Origin of the sequence: uncultured Acidovorax sp., from assembly GCF_964021665.1 — a bacterium.
Classification (GTDB): Bacteria; Pseudomonadota; Gammaproteobacteria; order Burkholderiales; family Burkholderiaceae_C; genus Acidovorax; species Acidovorax temperans.
The window spans coordinates 13,124-34,405 of the sequence record NZ_CAXIAK010000011.1 but is presented as its reverse complement, the minus strand read 5'-3'; the positions used below and the strand labels follow the sequence as shown (position 1 = coordinate 34,405).

Genomic DNA, 21,282 nt, shown 5'->3' with positions numbered 1-21,282 from the left:
CGCGAGGGCGGAGTACCCCTTCACAGAACGATATTGGAGACAAGCCATGACCACGTTTCAATCCCCCAAGCGCCACACTTTGCGCCACTTGGCAGGCGCTGCCCTGCTGTGTGCTTTGGCTACCACGGCCGCAGCCCAGGCCTGGCCCACCAAAGCCGTCAGCCTGATCGTGCCCTTCCCCGCAGGAGGCACGACCGATGTGCTGGCCCGCGCGCTGGGGCAAGAGCTGGCCAAGAGCCTGGGCCAGCCCGTCATCGTGGAGAACAAACCCGGTGCAGGCGCCACGCTGGGCGCCGACTTTGTGGCGAAAGCCAAACCCGATGGCTACACCCTGCTGATGGGGGCGGTGCACCACACCATTGCCACCAGCGTGTACCGCAAGCTGGCGTACGACTTTCAGAAAGACCTGGCCCCTGTCACCACCGTGGCCATGGTGCCCAATGTGCTGGTGGTGCAGGCCGACAGCTCTAGCCGCACGGTGCCCGAGCTGATCGCCCAGGCCAAGCGGGCGCCAGGCAAGTTCACCTTCGGCTCCAACGGCAACGGCACGGGCCAGCACCTGATTGGCGCGCAGTTTGAAGCCATGGCCGGGGTGCAGCTGCTGCACGTGCCCTACAAAGGCAGCGGCCCCATGACCACCGACTTGCTGGGCGGGCAGATCACCATGTCCTTCGACACCATCACGCCCGTGCTGCCACACATCAAGGCGGGCAAGCTGCGAGCACTGGCAGTGACCACGGCCAAGCGTTCTGCCGCGCTGCCTGATGTGCCCACACTGGACGAGGCCGGGCTCAAAGGTTTTGACCTGGGCACCTGGTTTGGCGTGCTGGCCCCTGCGGGCACGCCCAAGGAGGTGGTGACGCGGCTGAACACCGAAATGGTCAAGATCATCCAGTCGCCCGACTTCCGCAAGAAGATGGAAGACATCGGTGCCGACCCGATCGGCAACACGCCTGAGCAAATGGCCCGACAGATCAAGGAAGACACCGAGCGCTTTGCGCGCCTGGTGAAAGAGGCCAAGGTGGTGCTGGAGTAAGCCGGGCCAGCGCGACGGTGCTTACGTCACAATGCCCCGCCATGACCATGCCTGACCCTCGCCAGAATCCCACCGCCTTCTTGCGCCACCTGTACGACGTGGCGGTGCAAAGCGCCCAGCCCCTGCAAGGCCTTCAAGCCCATCTGCCTGCTCCACCCAAAGGCCGCACCCTGGTGCTGGGCGCGGGCAAGGCCGGGGGCTCCATGGCGCAGGCGCTGGAGGCGCTGTGGCCTGCCGATGCGCCGCTGAGCGGCCTGGTCGTCACCCGCTACGGCCACATACCGCCCCGGCCGGCGGGCCTGAGGCAGCGCATTGAAGTGGTCGAGGCCGCGCACCCCGTGCCCGATGCCGCAGGCCTGCAGGCGGCCGAGCGCATGCTGGCGCTCACCCAGGGGCTCACGGCCGATGATTTGGTGATCTGCCTCATCTCTGGCGGCGGCTCGGCCTTGCTCACGTTGCCTGCCGATGGCCTCACGCTGGCCGAAAAACAGCGCATCAACAAAGAACTGCTGGCCAGCGGTGCCGCCATTGGCGAGATGAACTGCGTGCGCAAGCACCTCTCGCGCATCAAGGGCGGGCGGCTGGCTGCGGCCTGCGCCCCGGCGCGTGTGGTCACCCTCACCATCAGCGATGTGCCGGGTGACGATCCCTCCATCATCGCCAGCGGCCCCACCGTGCCCGATGCCAGCACCTGCGCCGATGCGCTGGCGATTCTGGACCGCTACCGCATCACCGTGCCCTCCGCCGTCCGTGAAGCTCTGGAGGCGGGCGCGCTAGAAACCCCCAAGCCCGGCGACCCCGTGTTTGCAGGCCATGCGGTGCACCTCATCGCCACACCCCAGCAGTCGCTTGAAGCGGCTGCCCAAGCCGCCCGCGCAGCAGGCTGGGCCGCGCACATCCTGTCGGACGAAATAGAAGGCGAATCGCGCGAAGTGGGCAAGGTGCACGCGGCCCTGGCCCGCGCCGTGGCCCAGCGCGGGGCGCCGTTTGAACGCCCCTGTGTGCTGCTGTCAGGCGGTGAAACCACGGTGACGGTGCGCCCTCGGCCCGAAGGCACCCCGAAAGGCCGAGGTGGCCGCGCAGGTGAGTTCTGCATGGGCCTGGCCCAGGCCCTGCAAGGCCAGAGCGGCGTGTGGTCCCTGGCGGCTGACACCGATGGCATCGACGGTGTGGAAGACAACGCGGGCGCCATCGTCACGCCGGACACCTTGGCCCGCGGCCGCGCCCTGGGTTTGCGGCTGGACGACCATCTGGACCGCAACGACGCCTACGGCTACTTCAGCGCTTTAGGTGATCTGGTGGTGACCGGGCCTACGCACACCAATGTGAATGACTTCAGGGTGCTATTGATTTTGTAGCTGCTTGCGCTTATGTATTAAGCGCCAGGTGCCAAAAAGGCTTGAAGCCTTGGCCGGCTCAGGTGGCCAAAGCCTGTTCCACCGCAGCCTTGGCATCTTCCAGGCTGCTGAAAAAGCTCATGGGCTGCGGCGTCGCCTTGGGCATGTGGGCTGGTGGCTGCGTCGGCATTCTGGACAACCCTGAGAAATGGGGTTTGCGCGCCGGTGGGCGGTGGTTTGGGGCGGCACTGATTTGGCGTACCCACCGACCACCGCACAGGCGGGCACCCCGGGTTGATGCCGCTATGGGCGCGGCGCCCGTGCTTCCTCGTCAATCACCTGCTGCACTTCGCGGTAGAAGTTCTCGCGCGCCTCGGTGGCCTGGGGGTCTCGCGCCCCATGGGCCCAGTTGGCGTTCGACACGATCACCAGCTTGCGTTGGGGGTCGATGAAGATGCCCTGGCCGAAAATGCCTCGGGCCGCATAGCTGCCGTCGTCATAGGTCCACCACTGGTAGCCATAGCCGCGCCCGGGGCGGCCAATGTCGGCGCGCTTGGTGGTGGCCTCGGCCCACCAGCTCTCGGGCACGATGCTCTGGCCGTTGACTTGTGCGCCATTCAGGATGAACACGCCCAGGCGGGCATAGTCGCGTGGCGATGCCTGCACGCAGCAGCCGCCAATCTCCTTGCCGGTTTTGCTCAAAAGCCAGGTGGCCTGCTGCTCCATGCCTGCCGGGCCCCACACTTTTTCTGCCAGGTAGGTGGCCAGGGGCTTCTTGGTGGCCTGCTGCACCAGGGTGCCCACCAGGTTGGTCTCGCCCGTGCTGTACAGCCAGCGGGTGCCTGCCGGTACATCGCGCGGTAGCTTGCGCATGTAGCTCACCAGCGCTTCCACGCCGGGTTCGGGCTGGTGGTTGTTGAACTTGGCCACGTCTGAATTCGGGTCGGCGTAGTCTTCATTCCACTTCACGCCAGATGTCATGGTCAGCAGTTGCCGAACGCTCACATCGTCGTAGGCAGAGCCTTTCAGCTCGGGGATGTAGACGCTGACCTTGTCGTCCAGGCTCTGGATGAAGCCATCTTTGACCGCAGCGCCCACCAGGGTGGAGGTGAGCGACTTGGCCACAGAAAAGCTGGTCCAGCGGCCAGCGCCATCAAAGTCCAGGCCATAGCGTTCCAGCCGCAGCTTGCCGTCGTGCACCACCAGCAGCGCAGCGCTGCGCTGGCCTGCCATGTAGGCATCCACATCGCTCTTGAGCTTCAGGGGCGGTCCTGGGGGCAGGGGCGATGGCGTGCTGCTGGCGGGCACCACGTTGGCCTTGGCCAGCAGCGGGATGCGGTCCAGCGCGCGGAAGGCGGCGTCGCGTTGCGGCTGCGTCCAGAACAGCAAATCGCGGTTGGTGGGCACGGTGGCCAAAAGCCCGCGCGTTTCCTTGTCCAGGCTGAACCAGCCGCCCACGGCGGCGGCCGCCACAACGACCAGTGTGCCCAGCACTACTTTTTTCAATGCCACGTTTGTCTCCTTAGGGTGCCCAAAGCCTGTAACCCGCAGTACACATTTCGCCGCATGTGTGGTGTCTTGCGCTGCGGGCGCGGCCCGTTTTGTTGATGTTGCCGAGTGTGCATCATCGCGTGCGGACAGAGTGTCGGGAGGTGCACACAAGCCCGACATCCGCGCAGTGGATTGACCGCCGTGCGGCGACCTGCAAGCTGTGAGGCACCCCTCTGCACAAGGCCCAGTCCATAAAAAAAGGGGCCGCAGAATGTGCGGCCCCTTTTCTGCGTTGGCACCAGCCGCCTGTCAGCGCTGGTGCTTTGGCAGTTTTCAGTACCCCAGCGTCTGCCCATCGGGGTTGCGTGGATCAGAGTAGCCATACAGCATCCCGTTGCGGATCTGGATGGTCTGCGTGCGGCCCATCGATGGCTTCACTGCGATGTTGTGGCCGCGTTGCTTGAGCAGGGCCAGCGTGTCGGGCGAGAGGCCCTTTTCCACGCGCAGTTCGTCGGGCGTCCACTGGTGGTGCACGCGGGGGGCTGCGGCGGCTTCGGCGGGGTTGTTGCCAAAGTCAATCGTGTTCACCACGGTTTGCAGCACTGTGGTGATGATGCGGGCGCCGCCGGGGCTGCCGGTCACCAGGGTGGGCTTGCCGTCCTTGAGCACCAGGGTGGGCGTCATGGAAGACAAGGGGCGCTTCTTGGCGGCCACGGCGTTGGCGTCGCCGCCGACCAGGCCGTAGGCGTTGGCCACGCCGGGCTTGGCGGCAAAGTCGTCCATCTCGTTGTTCAGCAAGATGCCGGTGCCTTTGGCGACGATGCCGCTGCCAAAGTTGGTGTTCAGCGTGTAGGTCACGGCCACGGCGTTGCCCGCCTTGTCCACCACCGAGTAGTGGGTGGTCTGGTCGCTTTCATACGGCTGGGGTTGGCCGGGCTTGATCTCTTTGGCAGGACGAGCGCGGTTGGGGTCGATGGTCTTGGCCAGCGATTCGGCGTAGCGCTTGGAGGTCAGGCCCTTGAGTGGGATCTTCACAAAGTCGGGGTCACCCAGGTATTCAGAGCGGTCGGCATAGGCCAGCTTGCTGCTTTCAGCCATGTGGTGCAGCGTTTGCGCACTGTTCTGGCCCCACTGTGCCAGGGGCCACTGCTCCAGCATGTTCAAAATCTGCACCAGGTTCGTGCCGCCGGAAGAGGGTGGGGGCATGGTCACCACCTCATGGCCACGGTAGGTGCCGCGCACAGGTTCGCGCTCGGCCACCTTGTATTCGCGCAGGTCTTGCAGTGTCACGGCGCCGGCGTGCGGGGCCATTTCGGCGGCAATCTTCTGGGCGATGGCGCCTTCATAGAAGGCCTTGGCACCTTGCTGCGCGATCAGGCGCATGGATTGGCCCAGGTCTTTTTGCACCAGCAGGTCGCCGCGCTTGAGGGGCTCGCCGTTCTTCCAGAAGATCTCGGTGGTGGCGGGCCACTTGCCCATGTTCTTTTGCTCTTGGCGCAGGATCTTGGCCAGGGTTTCGCTCACAGGGAAGCCCTTTTCTGCCAGCGCGATGGAGGGGGCAATCACCTTGTCCAGCGGCATGGTGCCCCATTTCTTCAGGGCATGCTCCATGCCGGCCACGGTGCCCGGCACGCCCACGGCGTAGTGGGTGTAGAGCGACTTGCCGTTGATGACATTGCCCTTGTCGTCCAGGTACATGTTGCGTGTGGCCTTGATCGGGGCCACTTCGCGGAAGTCCAGCGCCACGGATTTGCCCGTCTTGGCGTCGTGCACCATCATGAAGCCGCCACCGCCAAGGTTGCCTGCGTTGGGCAGGGCCACGGCCAGCGCAAAGCCAATGCCCACGGCGGCGTCCACCGCGTTGCCACCGGCTTTCAGAATATCGAGCCCGATGCGCGAGGCCAGCTCTTGCTCAGTGGCCACCATGCCGTTGTTGGCCACCACGGGGTGGAACACGTCCATGTCGAAGTCATACGCTGCGCTGGCGGCTGCGGCAGCGGATGTCTGTTGCACTGCAGCAGGCGCGGTGGACGCTTGCGGCGGGGTCGCACTGCAGGCCGCAAGGCTGGCCAGGGCCAGCGCAAGGCTGGCGGACAGCAGGGTTTGCCGGATGTTCATGGGTTTGCCGCCTTAAAGAATGGGTGGCACAAGTGTAGGTTGTCTGCGGGGCTTTGGCGGGGTGTGGGCCGCCAGGGGCCGTGGCACGAAACTGGCTTCAGCACCGGCTGCGGATGTACAGAAACTGTATACACTTTGCCGTCAGCGCACGGCGGCCGCTGCACCACTTTGGATGCCTGCCAACCACCTCGCGGAGATACGGAGATACCTATGGGCCTGAGCACCCACGTTTTAGACACCATGCACGGCTGCCCCGCTGCGGGCATGGCGGTGCGCCTGTACGCCACCCAGAGTGAGCAGGCCACGCTCGTCAAGTCACTGGTGCTGAACCACGACGGCCGCACCGATGCGCCCCTGTTTGACAACGCCAGCCTGCGCGCGGGTACGTACCGGCTGACGTTTGATGTGGCAGGCTACTTCAAAGCCCGGGGCGTTGCGCTGCCCGAGCCGAATTTCTTGAACCAGGTGAGCCTGGACTTTGGCATTGCCCATGCCGACCAGCACTACCACGTGCCGCTGCTGGTCAGCCCCTGGAGCTATTCGACCTACCGGGGGTCTTGAGCCCGGGGGCAATGCAAGCAAGCGCTATTTATTCGATAGCTGCTTGCGCTTTTTGAGTGCGCCTTTCAGTATCTTTTGACCTTGCAAGGCAGGCGATGAAAGCGCTGGCAGCTCCTGCTTTCATAGCGGCAGATGGGTCAGAGCTGGCCTTCGGTCAGGGTGTCGAGCTGGAAATTGCCGCTCTTGTCCCACAGCCAGGTGTCGGTATACGTCACCTTGCCCAGGCGGCTGGGCGTGGGGTAGGGGGCGGCAGCGCGCACGGTGCGTTCAATCTCGGCCACCACCTCGGGCGCGTGGCGGGGGGCGCGGGTCCAGTGCAGGCGGGTTACGCGGCCCTGGCGGTCAATGTCCACTTCCAGCACGCCAATGGCGTACAGCATGGGCGGCAGCTTGCCCTTGTAAATGCGCTGCTGGTTGTGGCTGTACAGATGGCTGGCAGCGTCCTTGCGGTAGTCGCGCGGGGTGGCTGCGGCAGATGCCTTGGGTGCAGGCATCGCGGCAGGGCCGGCCGCGGTGTCCCGGCTGGGCATTTTGCTGTCTTGTGCCGTAGGGGCCTGGGGCGGAGGCGACTTACAGGCTGCCAGGGCGGCCATGGCGCTGGCCAGCAGCCAGCGCAACCAACTGGTACGGTTGCCTTGGGCGCGCGTGGCGCGCTGGGGTGGAATGGATGGCATGCTGGTGGGAGAGTCAGGCAACTCGAAACGCAATGGCTGCGTGCGGTAACGCCGCGCGCAGCCTTCAAGGTGAAAGGGCCGATGTGACGGATGTAGGTTTGCTGGTGGCCGCGCTGAACAAGGGCGCAACCGCGTGGCTGGTGAGCGTGAAGTCTACCGAAGGCTCGGCCCCAAGGGAACCCGGGGCCTGGATGGCGGTGCTGGCCGACCGCGTGATTGGCACCATTGGCGGCGGCCATCTGGAGCACCAGGCCATGGCCGACGCGCGCCGCCGCCTGGCGGGCGAGCCTGGCGAGCCGCAGGTGCGCTACGCCCTGGGCCCGGCCCTGGGCCAGTGCTGTGGTGGCGTGGTGCACCTGCAGTTTGAGGCGCTGGGCCCGGCCGATGCCGCCAGCCTGCCCGCCCGGCTGCAAGGCCCGCGCGTGCCCGTGGCCCTGTTTGGCGGCGGCCATGTGGGCCACGCCCTGGCGCGAGTGCTGGCGCCGCTGCCTTTTGCGCTGACGTGGATCGACAGCCGCGACGGCATCTTCCCGCCCCATCCGCCCGAGGGCGTGGTCTGCGAGCATTCCGAGCCCGTGCACCTGGCCGTGCCCACGCTGCCGGCAGGCTCGCGCGTGCTCATCATGAGCTTCAGCCACGCCGAAGACCTGGACGTGGTGGCCGCGTGCCTGCGTCGCCAGCGGCAGCAGCAGGATTTGCCTTTCATCGGCCTGATTGGCAGCAAGACCAAGTGGGCCACTTTCTCGCACCGGCTGGCCGAGCGTGGCTTTAGCCCGGCCGAGCTGGCGCAGGTGACTTGCCCGATTGGCGTGCCGGGCATCCATGGCAAGCAACCCGAGGTGATTGCCGTGGCGGTGGCTGCGCAATTGCTGCAGACCCTGACGCCGTAAGACCTGCGCCAGTGATCTGAAACGCATGGAATCTGGAACAATTCGTGCATGCACCCTCGGGTGTTGTCAGTAAGTTTTGGTCGCAGCGGTGCCCCGGCCCGCTGGCCCTTCTTGTATGGAGAGGCCAGCGAGCCAAGGTGCGCGACCTGTGTGTTCTGCTCAGAGCGCCCGCAGTGGTGAGCAGGTTTGCAGCGCCATGCGCTGCCGAGGTTGAGATATGGAAAGCTACGTTCTCGACTGGGCCAACCTGCTGTTGCGCTGGGTCCACGTCATCACCGCCATCGCCTGGATTGGCTCGTCGTTCTACTTCGTCTTTCTGGACAGCAGCCTCACGCCGCCCGAAGACGATGACCTGAAAAAGCAGGGCGTGAGCGGTGAGCTGTGGGCCGTGCACGGCGGCGGGTTCTACCACCCGGTCAAGTTCGCCGTGTCGCCACCCAAGCTTCCGGGGCATCTGCACTGGTTCTTTTGGGAAAGCTACAGCACCTGGCTCAGTGGCTTTGCGCTGTTCACGGTGTCTTACCTCTACAGCGCCAGCACCTACCTCATTGACAAATCGAAGATGGACTGGGCGCCCGCCACCGCCATCATCGTGGCGCTCGCCTTCTTCGTGGTGTTCTGGCTGCTGTACGACGCCATCTGCCGCATCTTTGGCCAGCGCAAAAACGGCGACGCCATTGTGGGTGCACTCGTCTTCGTGCTGGTGTGCGTGGCTTCGTGGCTGGCCTGCCACTGGTTTGCAGGCCGCGCGGCCTTTTTGCTGGTGGGCGCCATGATCGCCACGGCCATGAGCGCCAACGTGTTCTTCTGGATCATTCCCGGCCAGCGCACGGTGGTGGCGCAGATCAAGGCGGGGCAGCCAGTGGACCCCATCCACGGCAAGCGCGGCAAGCAGCGCAGCGTGCACAACACCTACTTCACGCTGCCGGTGCTGTTCGCCATGCTCAGCAACCACTACAGCTTTACCTGGAACCACCCGCAGAACTGGCTGGTGCTCATCCTGATGATGTTTGCGGGCGCGGCCATTCGCCAGTTTTTCGTGATGCGCCATGGCTACAAGCTGGGCCGCAACGGCAACCCGCTGCCCTACGCGCTGGTGGGCGTGGCCGTCATCGTCGGCGCCATGGTGTGGATGCGGCCTGCTCCTGTTTCAGTAGCTGGCAGCGCAAGCGCCACAAGCCCTGCAGGCCAAAATGATGCAAAGGTTGATTTTGCTATGGTGCGGGGTGTGCTGGAGCAGCGCTGTTACACCTGCCACGGCGCGCAGGTGCAGATGAAGAACCTGCGGCTGGACGAGCCGGCCCTGGTTCGGCAAAACGCCCAGGCCATCTACCAGCAGGTGGTGGTGCAAAAGCTGATGCCCATGAACAATGCCACGCAGATCACCGATGCCGAGCGTGCGCTGATTGGCCGCTGGTTTGAGGCGGGGGCGCTGGTGCCTTGACGGTTGTTTTCCAGATACTGGCCGCGCTCACGCCACCAGCATGTTCAGGTCTGCGGGGGCATTCCGGTGTGCAGCACCAAGCCGGTAGCGGTTTGCTTGGCTTCGTGCTTGGCGGTGGCGGCCACGTTGGCCACTTCTTCCGCGTGGCGAAAGCGCCCTGGCGTGACGTGAACCGCACCCACCGCCAGGGTGGTGCACGGAAAGAACCTGCGCACGCCGTGCCGGTCTTCAGAGTGGATGCCGCCCGACCGCCGGGCTGATTCGTCAAACAAGGCCAGCGCTTCGCGTCCAAAGTCCTGGATGATGTTTTTGCAGCGCTGGCGCCAGTTGCTGCTCTGGAAGATGAGCATGAAATCGTCCCCACCCACATGGCCCACAAAGTCGCGCCGCGCATCGCAGTGCATGGTGGCCAGGCGCGCCACCAGCCGGATCATCTGGTCGCCGCGCCAGTAGCCGTAGTGGTCGTTGAAGGGCTTGAAGTGGTTCAGGTCGGCGTAGCAGGCCACGAACTCGGTGCCGTTGTCCAGCAGGCGCTGCATGTGCAGGCTGATGGGGATGTTGCCCGGCAAGAACGTGAGTGGGTTGGCGTGGCGGGCGGCTTCGATGCGCGTTTCGGTCACCGCGCGCACCAGCTGGTCGCCCGTGCCCAGGCCGATGTAGCGGCCGTTGTCCGTCACGATGTAGCCGTCGCTCAGGTAGCGCTGATCTTGCGATGTGAGGATGCCCATGAGCTGTTCCACATCGCAGTCTTGCTCCACCACGCGCGGCGCAGTGTTGGCAAACGCCAGGCAGGGCTTGCGCCCGTACACTTCGCGGAAGTACAGCGTGGCGTAGTGGTTCATGAACTGCTGGCGGTTGATGAGGGCCACGGGCTTCGTGCCGTCCACCACGGCCAGGGCGTGCAGTTCGGTGCCTTCGTGGAACATCGCTGCCACTGCGTCATTGGTGGTGGTGGGGGTGACGGGCGGGGCCTGCACCACGCGCAGGCTGCGCAAGATGCTGGGGCGCGCGGTTTGCCCCAGGTGCGGCAGCACGGCCACCCGGCGGTCGTGCAGCACATCCAGGGCCGGGCCTTCAATGGTTTCACGCGCCATGGCTGCGGGCCGTCCCAGCAGCCAGCCCTGGCCGTAGGGTATGTCCAGGTCCCGCAGGGCGCGCAGGTCGTCCTGCGTTTCAATGCCTTCGGCAATCAGCGTGGTGCCAAACACATCGGCAATGCCTTTGATGGCTTGCAGCATCTGCAGGTTTTCGGGGCGGTCGCTGATCTCGCGGATGAAGTACTTGTCGATCTTCACGAAGTCGGGCTTCACTTCGGACCACAGGCGCAGGCTGGAGCGGCCATCGCCAAAGTCATCGAGCGCCATGCGGGCGCCGCAGGCGTGCACCGCGTCAATGGCTTCGCGCAGCAGAGGCATGTCGGTCACGCGCTCGTGCTCGGTAATTTCCAGCACCAGCATCCGCGCATTGAGGCCGCAGCTGCGCACCGCTTCGCCCAGCTTGGCCATGCCCACCATGCCCACGCCGTGGACCAAAGCGTCGGCGCTGATGTTCACGAACAGGCGCCCTGGTGTGGCCTGGGCGCTCCATTGTTCCAGCGCGGTGAAAACGCAGAACAGCTCGAAATCCTGCAGCACTCCCTCGGTGCGGGCCTGCGCCAGCAGGGCATCGGGTGCGTGCAAGAGGCTGCCGTGGGGGCCTCGGATTAGCGCTTCATGGGCATAGACGCTGCCCTCGCGCAGATCGGCAAGGGGCTGAAAAACGCAATGCAGCGCGCCATCGCGCATCAAGCCCGCCAGCGGGCCTGTGCCATGGCGTGCAGCGGGCGACAGTTGCGCCACCATCGCTTCCCGTCGGCTGCACTGTGTGTTTTGCATCGCTTGTGTTGAATCCCTGAGCAGGGGCTGACGATAGCGGCGACTTGTGACACGGTGGTTACAAGTGGCAAAAGAGGGGCGGGGAGCTTGCGCCAGGCTGCGGTGTGCGCTGTAGTTCCTGGTTTGCTATCAAATGTATAGCTGATTGCGCTTTTGTATTAAGCGCTGGATGCCAACATGCCTTGTGTATTTGAGGGGTTGCCTTGTTGCAAAGTCACCCAAGAAAAAGGGGCCTGAAACAGGCCCCTTGGCAAATCGTGATGGAGCAGACGAGCAGCCGCAGCGCGCTGCCCGCCTAGCTCAAGCCGCTTTAGAAACGGTGGCGAATGCCCACGCCAAAGCTGGTGCCAGAGGTTTGGTTGGTGATCTTGTCGCCCATGAACATGGCGTACACGTCGGTGCGCTTGGAAAGGAAGTGGTCGTAGCCCACGGTGTAGGTCTTGCGGTCCACCTTGGTTTGCGACAGGTCGGTCTTCACCCATTCGACCAGCACCTTGCCCGCGGGGCCCACGGGCACCGAGGCGCCCAGTTGCACGGTCTTGGCCTTGTTCGGGTTGTTGTCGGCCTTGGCCTGGCCGTAGCTCACAAAGGGCTTCACCACGCCGAAGTCGTAGGCGCCCAGCAGCATCCAGTCCTTCTTGGTGGTGCCCAGGTAGCTGCCTGCGCCGGGGTTGCTGATCTGGTCGCGTTCATAAAAACCGGTCAGCGTCAGCGGGCCGCCAAAGTAGAAGAAATTGGCACCCACGTTCTTCTTGCCGTTGTTGCCGGCCTGCTCGCCAAACTGGTACTGCAAGTTGGCCTTGAAGCCGCCGATGTTGGGTGTGCTGTACACCAGCTGGTTGCTCCAGCCCGTGTCAGACGGCGTGGTGGCGCCCCAGCCTGTGCCGTTGAACAAAGGCACGTTCATGTGCAGGATCAGGGGCGAAAAGGTGAACGAGTCGCCCAGCGGGTTGCCCACCACGGAGGGCAGGAAGTTGGGCGCCATCCAGCGGCCCAGCATCACCGAGCCAAAGCTGCCCGAGAGGCTGACGTTGGCGTCGCGCGAGAAAAAGGTGTCGTTGGCGAAGCGGCCCTGGCTGCCTGTGTCTACCTTGATGAATGAGGTCAGCTGGAAGTTGGCCTTGAGCCCGCCGCCGAGGTCTTCGGTGCCCTTGAAGCCAAACCAGGATGTGGTGAGGCCACCGCTGTCGACCACCGACTTGCGGCCTGCATCGCCAGAGTTTTTGATGGAGCCGGCAAACACATCGACCAGACCGGACACTTCAACCGAGCTTTGGGCATGGGCGCCGCCAGCGCACAGCAGCACGCCGCCCAGCGAAAGGGACAGTGCCAACAGGTTTTTTTTCATGGGTTCTCCTGGGTTGGGAAGGGTTGTAAACAAAGTCAAAAATGAATGCTTGGGAAGTTGCGCCATTGCGCTTTCAGCCGCTGTGGCGCTGCCGATGGCCGCGTGGTGGCGCACTTCGTTTGCATGCCAGAAGGCTGAGCAAGTTTTGTGCCCCGGCTTTGCACTCCTGGCGGTTGCATATTGTCACTTTTGCCGCAGGGGTCGGCACCGCAAGAGGGCGCTATGCGCTGAATGCACCGAATTGAGCACGGGCTGTGCGTCCACCCAAGGGGCATGGCTGCTGGCTTTGAGCTAATCGGGGTAGGTTCCGCGCGGCTTTTGATCTTGCTCAAAGCCTTCTGCGGCCTGCGGCGGCACATTCAATCGCATGCTGCCATCCAACTTATTTTCCTTGCCCGTCCAGACGGAAGTATTTGCCGCCGGCGAAGTGCTGCGCAGGCGTAATGAGGTGCTTACCTCTGTGCTGCACCTGGAAAGCGGGAGGGTGCTGCGCGGCTTCTACGAAGAAGGCTACCTGCGGCACCAGCTGGGTGCGGTGGAAGGCCCGTTCTGGCTCGACGCTGCTTCGGCGTTGCTCGGTCTGCCCTTGCCGGTGGACATGGTGGCCGAAACGCGTGTGCAGTTGCGCCGGGTGCCTATTGCGGAGTTTCGCCAAAGCCTGGCCGCCATGCCCGAAGGGGCGCGTGGCCTGCTGCTCGACATGGCGTCGGGCTATCGCCAGCAGTCTGAACTGGCGGTGAGCCGTCTGGCCCACGACGCGGAAACACGCTGTGCCCAGTGGTTGCTGAACCATGCCCAGCAGGATGCGTCAGGCACCATGCGCGTCACGCTGCACCAGCGCAAGCGCTTGATTGCGGCGCAGCTGGGCATTGCCCCGGAAACCTTCTCGCGCGTACTTCGCCATCTGCGCGAGATGGGGCTCATCCACGGCACAGGCAATGTGCTGAACCTGCCGCAGCCCCTGGCGCTGCAAACCATGGCAGGTAGCTGACGGCAGCGCAGCCCCTGAATAGCTGAATCGCTGAATCCTGAGGATTGAACGCGCTGGTTTTCAGCGCGTTTGCCATTGGCTGGCGGCTGTGTCTACACTGCGGCCATCCCCTGTCGGTGCCCTGCGTTGGGACCTTGCAAAGCCCAGTTGCCCTAAGGGTTTCTCCGTGTGATTTGATGAGGGTTCCACCCAAGCGTGGCCCTGGATGTACTGCGTATATTTGCTGGAAGCCTTGCTGCCATCACCAGCCTTTATGCCCAGCCTGCCACCTGACTACCCAGCCCATGTTATGCGCGCCACGGCTTGCGCAGGCAGGTTGGCGTGCGGTTGCGGCAGAGTGCTGTTGCTTATCTCTGCGGGCGCGCCATGACCCCACGCCCTGCTCCAGCACAGCCTTTCGAAGCTCCGTCCTGGCATATGCCCGGGCCTTGGGTGCTGCGCATGATTTTGGTGGCAGTGTGCGCCATGGTGCTGGCGGGGGCTGGCGCCGCGTGGCATGTGTCCCAGGTGTCGGGCCAGGAGGCGATGCGCCGTGTGGTGGCACAGCAGACCGACGAGGTCGAAGTGATTGCGCGCCTGCTGGCCAGCAAGATGGAGCAGAGCCAGAAGGTGTTGCGCACCATGGCTGCAGGTGTCACGCCGCGCATGCAGGATTCCAGTTTTTTTGACGACCAGCGGCAGTATCTTGCGCTGCCCGCCCTGGGCTTTTTTGATGCGGTGCAGGTGGTGGGCAGCGACGGTGCCATGCTGCTCAACCTGCGCGGGGGCCGGCCTGTGGCCGCAGCCTCACTGGAGCCAGCAGAACGCGATGTGCTGCGGCGCACCCTGGCCGATGGAAAGCCCCAGGTATCGGAGCTGGTGGCCGGCGGAACAGGCGACGCCCGGGTGACTTTCACCATGCCCATGCACCGGGAAGATGGCTCCGTGCTGGGGGCTGTAGGCGGTGCGCTTAAGCTGCAATCGCAAAGCCTGCTGCCGCCTTCCATGGCATTACCTGAAAGAGACGATTCGCGGCTGGTGGTGTTCTCGCGGGACGGAACCATCCTGTCGCATTCTGACCCCACCCGGGTGCTGGGCAATGTGCGGGACGAGGCGGGGTTGTCAGCGGTGTATGCGCAGTGGCTGCAGCAAGCCCAGCCGCTGGTGGGCCGGGGCATCACGCAGGTGATGCCCGACCACATCGTCAGCATGGCGGGCATGCCGCTGCCCCAGTGGGTGGTTGCCCGGGTCAGTTACTCGCGCGCTTTGCTGGCGCCACTGGCGGGTGCGCAACGCGATGCATGGTGGACCGTGGCAGGTGCACTGGGCGCGGGCGCCGTGCTGCTGGTGCTGCTGCTGGGGTGGATGGCCCAACCCCTGGCTCGGCTGCGGCTGGCTGCACAGCAATTGCTGCAGGGCGACACCCAGGGGCCCGTGCAGTGGCCCCGGGCGCGGGGCGAAGTGGGTGACCTGGTCCAGGCGCTGGAGCGGCTGGCGCGCCAGGGCAGCCAGCATGCGGAGCAACAGTCCACGCTGGGTAGCCAGTTTCAGGCGATTCTGGACCACGCCTCGGTCGGGATCGTCATCACGCGCCACGGCGTGCTGGAGGTGGTGGGGCGGCAAACCTGCCTGATGCTGGGCTATACCCCTGCCGAACTGCAAGGCAAGCCCGCGCGAACCATCTATGCCTCTTCAGAGGAATACGCCCGCGCTGGCGCCAGGGTGCAGGCCGAGTTTGCGGTGCACGGCGCGTTTGATGGCGACGTGTGCTTCATGCGCAAGGACGGCAGCCCCGTGTGGGCGCGCGTACAGGGGCGGGGCGTGGGGGCTGGGTCCATCGATGGCGGCACGGTGTGGATTCTGGAAGACATCACCGCGGCCCGCGAGGCGCAGCAGCAAAAGGCCTGGGAGACCGAGCACGATGCGCTGACCCAGCTGTTCAACCGTGCGGCGTTTGACGAGCGTCTGGGAGCCCTGCTGGCCGAGCGCGCCACCCGTTTGCGCGATGACGGTGCGGCGCCGCACGCTGCGGCTGCAGGCGAGGGCGTGGTGTTGTTCATGGACTTGGACCATTTCACCGTGGTGAATGACCTGGCGGGGCATGACGCGGGCGACGATGCGCTGCGCCATGTGGCGCGGCTGCTGGAATCGCAGGTGCGACAGCTGGGCTGGGCTGCCCGCGTGGGCGGCGATGAGTTTGCCGTGGTGCTGCCAGGCTGTGCCTTGGCGCGAGGCCAGGCGGTGGCAGAGCAACTGCGCCAGGCGGTGCAGGCCTGGGCACCGTCGTACCAGGGCAGCAGCTTCACCCTCAGCATGAGTATTGGTCTGGTGGCTCTGGATGCGTCCATGCAAGACGTGGCTTCCGTCTTGTACGCGGCCGACATGGCGTGCTACGACGCCAAGCGGGCGGGGCGCAACCGGGTACAGACTGGTCGCGCCCGCGAAGCGTCTGCGTCAGGGCGTGTGGCGCTGGGCCCGGCCTGACTCGCCATCAGAGAACTCGGTCAACTCAAGCGCCCCAGCGCCCTCAGCACGTTCTCGGCTGTGGCAGGGGCCGTCAACACTACCGGTTTTGCTGACGCTTCGCCGCTGCGCCCCGCGGCGATGGCATTGCGCAGCGCTTCATACACGCTGATCGCCAGCATGAAGGGTGGCTCCCCCACCGCCTTGCTGCCGCCCACGTTGTCTTCGCGGTTGGCCTCGGGCCACAGATCCACCTTGAAGTGCTCAGGAATGTCGCCCGTGGCCGGAATTTTGTAGGTGCTGGGGGCGTGGGTCGATAGGTAGCCCTTGTCGTTCCACACCAGTTGCTCGGTGGTGAGCCAGCCCATGCCTTGCACGAAGCCGCCCTCGATCTGCCCCACGTCGATGGCCGGGTTGATGCTGTGGCCCACGTCGTGCAGGATGTCCACCTTCAGCACGCGGCTCTCGCCCGTCAGCGTGTCGATCACTACCTCAGAGCAGGCTGCGCCGTAGCTGAAGTAGTAGAAAGGTCGGCCAGTAAGGGTGGCCTTGTCGTAGTGGATTTTGGGCGTGCGATAGAAACCGTCGCTCCACAGCTGGATGCGGTTGGCGTACGCCTCTTTCACCACGGCGTCAAAGCTGCGCACGGTTTTTGGCGAGATGACCTGCCCGCCCACAAAGCGGATGGCCCCGGCGCCGCAGCCGTCCAGCCCGCACACGAACGATGCCAGGTTGTCGCGCACGTTGCGCGCGGCGTACTGGGCGGCGCGGCCGTTCAGGTCGGTGCCGCTGCTGGCGGCGGTGGCGCTGGCGTTGGGCACCTTGCTGGTGTCGCTGGCCGTCACCAGCACACGGTGCAGCGGCACGCCTAGCTCATCGGCCACGATCTGCGCCACCTTGGTGTGCAGGCCCTGGCCCATTTCGGTGCCGCCGTGGTTCACCTGTACGCTGCCATCGGTGTACACATGCACCAGCGCGCCTGCCTGGTTGAACAGCGTGGCCGTGAAGCTGATGCCGAACTTGACCGGGGTGATGGCGATGCCGCGCTTGAGCACCGCGCTATGCGCGTTCCACGCAGCAATCTCGGCCTGGCGCTGGCGGTAGTTGGCGGTCTGCTCCAGCTGCGGCAGCAACTCGTGCAGGATGTTGTCTTCCACCGCCATCTGGTAGTGGGTGACGTTGCGGCCCTCGCTGGCATCGCGCCCGTACAGGTTGGCCAGACGCACATCCTGCGCATCGCGGCCCAGTGCACGGGCGATGTCGCCCAGGATGGCCTCGATGACGATGACACCCTGCGGCCCACCAAAGCCGCGGAACGCCGTGTGGCTCTGGGTGTTCGTCTTGCAGCGGTATGACGCAATCTCCACATCGCTCAGGTAATACGCGTTGTCGGCATGGAACACCGCCCGGTCGGCCACGGGGCCGGACAGGTCGGCGCTGAAACCGCAGTTGGCAGCCATTTGCAGCTTCAGGCCCGTGATGCGGCCGGTGTCGTCAAAGCCCACGTCGTACTCGTACGCAAACGGGTGGCGCTTGCCGGTGACCATGAAGTCTTCGTCCCGGTCCAGCCGCAGCTTGACGGGGCGGCCCAGCTTGTTCGCTGCCACCGCCGCCCACACAGCCAGGTGTCCGGCCTGCGTTTCCTTGCCGCCAAAGCCACCGCCCAAGCGGCGGCACTCCACCTTGACCGCATGGTTGTCAATGCCCAGCGCGTGGGCCACCCAGTGCTGCACTTCGCCGGGGTGCTGGGTGCTGGAGTAGATCCACCACTGTTTTTGCTCCAGCGGCAGGGCATAGGCGATCTGGCCTTCCAGATAGAAGTGCTCTTGGCCGCCGACTTCAAACGCGCCCTGCATGCGGTGTGCCGATTGCGCGAGGCCCGTGGCCGCATCGCCCCGGCGCACAAACACCGGGGGCAGCACGTAGCTTTGCGCCTGCAGCGCGTCCTGCACCGAGAGCACGGCGGGCAGGGGGGTGATGTCGAGCTTGACGGCACGCACGGCGCGGCGCGCCTGCATGACCGAGTCGGCCACCACCAGGCCGATCACCTGGCCGACAAACTGCACGCTGTCCAGCGCAAACACGGGCTCGTCGTGCCCGAATGCGGCCAGGATCTTGTCGCCGGGAACGTCCTGCGCCAGCACCACGCCGCGCACGCCGGGCAGGGCCAGTGCGGCGGTGGCGTCCACACTGTTCAGGGTGCCGTGCGCCACGTTGGAGAGGATGGGCGCGGCGTACAGCGTGCCCTTCACCTCGGGCAGGTCGTCGATGTAATGGGCGGCGCCAGCGACCTGGGCGCGTGCGCTTTCGTGGAAGTGCGATTGCCCCATGGCAGTGCGTGCGGGGGCGGGCTGGGCGGTGTCGGTCACGGTGTGGTCGATGGAAGGTTTCACAGCACGCCCTCCAAATGGCTCGCCTGCAGTTGGGCGATGCTGGCCGGGGCGCCGCCCTGGCTTTCCAGCCAAAAGCGTTGCAGCAGATTGCCCAGCACCGTGCGGCGATAGTCGCCGCTGGCGCGCATGTCGGAGATGGGGCTGAACTCGGCCTGCAGCACGCGCATGGCCTGCTGCACCGTGGCCTCGGTCCAGGGCTGGCCTTGCAGCGCGGCTTCGGTTTGCTGTGCACGCACCGGGGTGGCCGCCACGCCACCCGCGCCGATGCTGGCGCGCTGCACCGTGCCGTCTGCGATGTCGAGGTTCAGCACCAGGCAAACCGCAGAGATGTCGTCGTCAAAGCGCTTGGAAATCTTGTATGCCTGCAAGATGTTGGCCCCCACGCTCCGCACTGGCGTGTCGTCGCTGCCCCCCGTGGGGGCGCTCGCCGCCTTGGGGCGGCCCGGCGGCGGCTCGGACTCGGTGGCCGATGGTTTCGGCACCACGATGCGCACGAGCAACTCGTCGGCCGCCATCACGTTCTGGCGGTAGCCGGTGTACAGGGCTTCCAGCGGCAGCGCTCGCTCGCCCCGCGCCTGGCTGGCCAGCACCACCTGGGCACGCAGCGCGATCAGCAGCGGCATGGAGTCGCCAATGGGCGAGCCGTTGGCCACATTGCCCCCCAGCGTGCCCGAGTTGCGCACGGGCAGGCCTGCAAAGCGGTGGGCAAACTCGGCCAGGCTGGGCCACTGGGCGGTGAGCCGGGCAAACGCCTCGGTGAGCGTCACGGCGGCGCCGATGGCGATGTGTTCAGGGGTGTCGTCGATGCGGCGCAGCTCGGCGGCGCGGGTCACGTCCAGCACCTGGGCCAACTGGCGGTGTTGCTTGCTCACCCACAGGCCCGCATCGGTGGCGCCTGCCACCACCTGTGCCTGGGGGTGGGCAGCGCGGGCGGCCAGCAGTTCGGCCTGGGTGGTGGGGGCAATGTAAGCCAAATTGGCCTCTGGCGCTTGTGGGGTAAGCGCAAGCAGCTCTAGTTTTTGTAGCAATTCGGCTTCGTTCACCGCCATCGGAGGCAGCTGGGCCATGTGCTGGGCCGCGTCCAGAATGGGGCGGTAGCCCGTGCAGCGGCAAAGGTTGCCTGACAGATCTTGCTGAGCCAGTGCGCGCGAGATGCTCTGGCCCTGGCACACCCGGTTTTGGTACATGCCAAACAGGCTCATGACAAAGCCGGGGGTGCAGAAGCCGCACTGAGAGCCGTGGCACTGCACCATGGCTTCTTGCGCCGGATGCAGTGCGCTGTGATGCGTGGTTTGGTCTGCGGGCTGCGTCGATGTGGCCACCGGCTGGATCAGCGGGTCTTCGGCCAGATCTTCCGCCGTCCACAGCGCCATCCCGTCAACCGAATGGGCCAGGCGGATGCAGCTGTTCACAGCGCTGTAGCGCACCTTGCCGTGGCCATCAGCCTCGCCCAGCACCACGGTGCAGGCGCCACAGTCGCCTTCGCCGCAGCCTTCCTTGGTGCCGGTGCAGCCCAGGTCCTCGCGCAGCACCTCCAGCAAAGTGCGGTCGGGTGGTACATTGCCCAGCGCCACGGGCTGGCCTCGGCGCAGGAATTGCAAGGGTCTTGTGGTCATGACAAACGCTTCTTTGATCTTTGAAGGCCCCGCAGAGGGTAGAACGCAGTGCCGCCGTCGGCATACGTGCAAGCTTATGACAGCCATGCCCCCACCGCTATGAGAGACCAAGCCCTTTTCGACAAGATAGACCTCCATCTCATAAGGGTCTTGCACACCGTGCTTACTGAACGCAGCGTATCGAGGGCCGCCGTCCGCCTGGGCATGCACCAGCCAGCGGTGTCGGCCGCGCTCAAGCGCTTGCGCGACCTGGCGGGCGACCCGCTGCTGGTCCGATCGGGCGCCAGCATGATGCCCACCGACGCTGCCCTGCGCATGGTGGAGCCCGCCGCGCTGATCCTGCGCTCGGCCGAGGCACTGTTTTCTGATGCGCGGGGGTTTGACCCGCGCACGGCCACCCGCACTTTCCGCGTGGCGGCCAGCGACTATCTGGATCCGCTCTTCCTGCCCCAGTTGGTCGCCCGTATCAAGGCCCAAGCCCCCCTGTGCCCGATTGAAATCCTGCCCCTGTCGGCCGATGCGCATTACCACGCCCACCTGGCCCAGGGCGATGTGGATGTGGTGATTGGCAACTGGCCCCAGCCGCCGGATGACCTGCACATGGGGCGTCTCTTTGGTGACGAAGTGGTGTGCCTGGTGAACCAGGACCATCCTGCCGTGCGCCGGGGATGGACCGAGGCCGACTGGCTGGCGGCTGAGCACATCGCCCCCACGCCCACCCACCCCGGCGCGCGTGGTGTGATCGATGCACACCTGGACAGCCTGGGCCTTTCGCGCAACATCACCGCGCGGTGCGCGCATTTCAGCGCCATTCCGCACATCGTGGCTTCCAGCCTGCTGGTCTTGACCACCGGGCGCCAGTTTTGCGAACGGTTCACAGCGCAGCTGCCGCTGGCCATCCTGCCCAGCCCGGTGGCGTTTCCAAGATTGATGTATTACCAGCTGTGGCATGCACGCACCCACCACTCGGCTGCGGCCATCTGGTTGCGGGATACGGTCAAGTCCGTCGCCGCGTCGCTACGAAAAGAATAGCTGCTTGCGCACGCTGACAAAGCCGCAAGGCAAGA

At 65.2% G+C, this 21,282-nt stretch carries 15 protein-coding genes; 8 read left to right on the top strand and 7 right to left on the bottom strand.

The window, feature by feature from the left end; all coding sequences use genetic code 11:
- Window positions 1-46: 46 nt before the first annotated feature.
- Together AADJ04_RS04130 and AADJ04_RS04125 are read left to right on the top strand one after the other, a co-directional pair.
- Window positions 47-1,036: a tripartite tricarboxylate transporter substrate binding protein gene (locus AADJ04_RS04130; protein ID WP_341238841.1), complete on the top strand. Its 990-nt coding sequence runs from the start codon at window positions 47-49 to the stop codon at window positions 1,034-1,036.
- Between the two features lie 41 nt (window positions 1,037-1,077).
- On the top strand, window positions 1,078-2,394 hold the full coding sequence (locus AADJ04_RS04125) for a glycerate kinase (protein ID WP_341238840.1): 1,317 nt from the start codon (window positions 1,078-1,080) through the stop codon (window positions 2,392-2,394).
- 282 nt (window positions 2,395-2,676) lie between these two features.
- Here the strand turns inward: AADJ04_RS04125 and AADJ04_RS04120 are convergent, their stop codons facing one another.
- Together AADJ04_RS04120 and ggt are read right to left on the bottom strand one after the other, a co-directional pair.
- Window positions 2,677-3,885, bottom strand: a complete 1,209-nt coding sequence (locus tag AADJ04_RS04120) for a serine hydrolase (RefSeq protein WP_341238839.1) — start codon at window positions 3,883-3,885, stop codon at window positions 2,677-2,679.
- A gap of 312 nt (window positions 3,886-4,197) precedes the next feature.
- The gene (ggt, locus tag AADJ04_RS04115; protein ID WP_207374557.1) at window positions 4,198-5,982 is read right to left on the bottom strand and encodes a gamma-glutamyltransferase; all 1,785 of its coding nucleotides are present in this window, start codon (window positions 5,980-5,982) and stop codon (window positions 4,198-4,200) included.
- A gap of 210 nt (window positions 5,983-6,192) precedes the next feature.
- Here ggt and uraH point away from each other — a divergent pair, with 210 nt between their 5' ends.
- The gene (uraH, locus tag AADJ04_RS04110; RefSeq protein ID WP_207374556.1) at window positions 6,193-6,543 is read left to right on the top strand and encodes a hydroxyisourate hydrolase; all 351 of its coding nucleotides are present in this window, start codon (window positions 6,193-6,195) and stop codon (window positions 6,541-6,543) included.
- A gap of 137 nt (window positions 6,544-6,680) precedes the next feature.
- Here uraH and AADJ04_RS04105 read toward each other — a convergent pair whose 3' ends face one another.
- Window positions 6,681-7,148: a hypothetical protein gene (locus tag AADJ04_RS04105; protein WP_207374573.1), complete on the bottom strand. Its 468-nt coding sequence runs from the start codon at window positions 7,146-7,148 to the stop codon at window positions 6,681-6,683.
- A 152-nt stretch (window positions 7,149-7,300) separates the two neighbouring features.
- Between AADJ04_RS04105 and xdhC the strand changes: the two genes are divergently transcribed.
- Entirely contained in the window at window positions 7,301-8,107 is an 807-nt protein-coding gene (gene xdhC / locus AADJ04_RS04100; protein WP_341238838.1) for a xanthine dehydrogenase accessory protein XdhC, read from the top strand.
- Between the two features lie 217 nt (window positions 8,108-8,324).
- On the top strand, window positions 8,325-9,551 hold the full coding sequence (locus AADJ04_RS04095) for a urate hydroxylase PuuD (RefSeq protein WP_341238837.1): 1,227 nt from the start codon (window positions 8,325-8,327) through the stop codon (window positions 9,549-9,551).
- A gap of 44 nt (window positions 9,552-9,595) precedes the next feature.
- On the opposite strand, the gene AADJ04_RS04090 is transcribed toward AADJ04_RS04095, so the two are convergent.
- Entirely contained in the window at window positions 9,596-11,425 is a 1,830-nt protein-coding gene (locus AADJ04_RS04090; RefSeq protein WP_341238836.1) for a phosphodiesterase, read from the bottom strand.
- A 310-nt stretch (window positions 11,426-11,735) separates the two neighbouring features.
- On the bottom strand, window positions 11,736-12,773 hold the full coding sequence (locus AADJ04_RS04085; RefSeq protein ID WP_338820358.1) for a porin: 1,038 nt from the start codon (window positions 12,771-12,773) through the stop codon (window positions 11,736-11,738).
- A gap of 367 nt (window positions 12,774-13,140) precedes the next feature.
- Between AADJ04_RS04085 and AADJ04_RS04080 the strand changes: the two genes are divergently transcribed.
- Window positions 13,141-13,764: a Crp/Fnr family transcriptional regulator gene (locus AADJ04_RS04080; protein WP_044398896.1), complete on the top strand. Its 624-nt coding sequence runs from the start codon at window positions 13,141-13,143 to the stop codon at window positions 13,762-13,764.
- Window positions 13,765-14,130: 366 nt separating this feature from the next.
- Window positions 14,131-16,227 (top strand): diguanylate cyclase, encoded by a 2,097-nt coding sequence (locus tag AADJ04_RS04075; protein WP_341238835.1) that lies wholly within the window; start codon window positions 14,131-14,133, stop codon window positions 16,225-16,227.
- Between the two features lie 20 nt (window positions 16,228-16,247).
- Here AADJ04_RS04075 and xdhB read toward each other — a convergent pair whose 3' ends face one another.
- Window positions 16,248-18,536: a xanthine dehydrogenase molybdopterin binding subunit gene (gene xdhB / locus AADJ04_RS04070; RefSeq protein ID WP_341238868.1), complete on the bottom strand. Its 2,289-nt coding sequence runs from the start codon at window positions 18,534-18,536 to the stop codon at window positions 16,248-16,250.
- A gap of 59 nt (window positions 18,537-18,595) precedes the next feature.
- Window positions 18,596-20,215 carry an FAD binding domain-containing protein gene (locus tag AADJ04_RS04065; protein WP_341238834.1) on the bottom strand — a complete coding sequence of 540 codons (1,620 nt, stop codon included), beginning with the start codon at window positions 20,213-20,215 and terminating at the stop codon, window positions 18,596-18,598.
- Between the two features lie 99 nt (window positions 20,216-20,314).
- On the opposite strand from AADJ04_RS04065, the gene AADJ04_RS04060 reads away from it, so the two are divergent.
- Window positions 20,315-21,247: a LysR family transcriptional regulator gene (locus tag AADJ04_RS04060; protein WP_341238833.1), complete on the top strand. Its 933-nt coding sequence runs from the start codon at window positions 20,315-20,317 to the stop codon at window positions 21,245-21,247.
- The last annotated feature ends 35 nt before the right edge of the window (window positions 21,248-21,282 follow it).

Bases quoted from the DNA above. Each gene is read 5' to 3' on its own strand.
- AADJ04_RS04130 (WP_341238841.1), top strand. From the start codon at position 47: ATGACCACGTTTCAATCCCCCAAGCGCCACACTTTGCGCCACTTGGCA.
- AADJ04_RS04125 (WP_341238840.1), top strand. From the start codon at position 1,078: ATGACCATGCCTGACCCTCGCCAGAATCCCACCGCCTTCTTGCGCCAC.
- ggt (WP_207374557.1), bottom strand. From the start codon at position 5,982: ATGAACATCCGGCAAACCCTGCTGTCCGCCAGCCTTGCGCTGGCCCTG.
- uraH (WP_207374556.1), top strand. From the start codon at position 6,193: ATGGGCCTGAGCACCCACGTTTTAGACACCATGCACGGCTGCCCCGCT.
- AADJ04_RS04095 (WP_341238837.1), top strand. From the start codon at position 8,325: ATGGAAAGCTACGTTCTCGACTGGGCCAACCTGCTGTTGCGCTGGGTC.
- AADJ04_RS04090 (WP_341238836.1), bottom strand. From the start codon at position 11,425: ATGCAAAACACACAGTGCAGCCGACGGGAAGCGATGGTGGCGCAACTG.
- AADJ04_RS04085 (WP_338820358.1), bottom strand. From the start codon at position 12,773: ATGAAAAAAAACCTGTTGGCACTGTCCCTTTCGCTGGGCGGCGTGCTG.
- AADJ04_RS04080 (WP_044398896.1), top strand. From the start codon at position 13,141: ATGCTGCCATCCAACTTATTTTCCTTGCCCGTCCAGACGGAAGTATTT.
- AADJ04_RS04075 (WP_341238835.1), top strand. From the start codon at position 14,131: ATGACCCCACGCCCTGCTCCAGCACAGCCTTTCGAAGCTCCGTCCTGG.
- xdhB (WP_341238868.1), bottom strand. From the start codon at position 18,536: ATGGGGCAATCGCACTTCCACGAAAGCGCACGCGCCCAGGTCGCTGGC.
- AADJ04_RS04065 (WP_341238834.1), bottom strand. From the start codon at position 20,215: ATGACCACAAGACCCTTGCAATTCCTGCGCCGAGGCCAGCCCGTGGCG.
- AADJ04_RS04060 (WP_341238833.1), top strand. From the start codon at position 20,315: ATGAGAGACCAAGCCCTTTTCGACAAGATAGACCTCCATCTCATAAGG.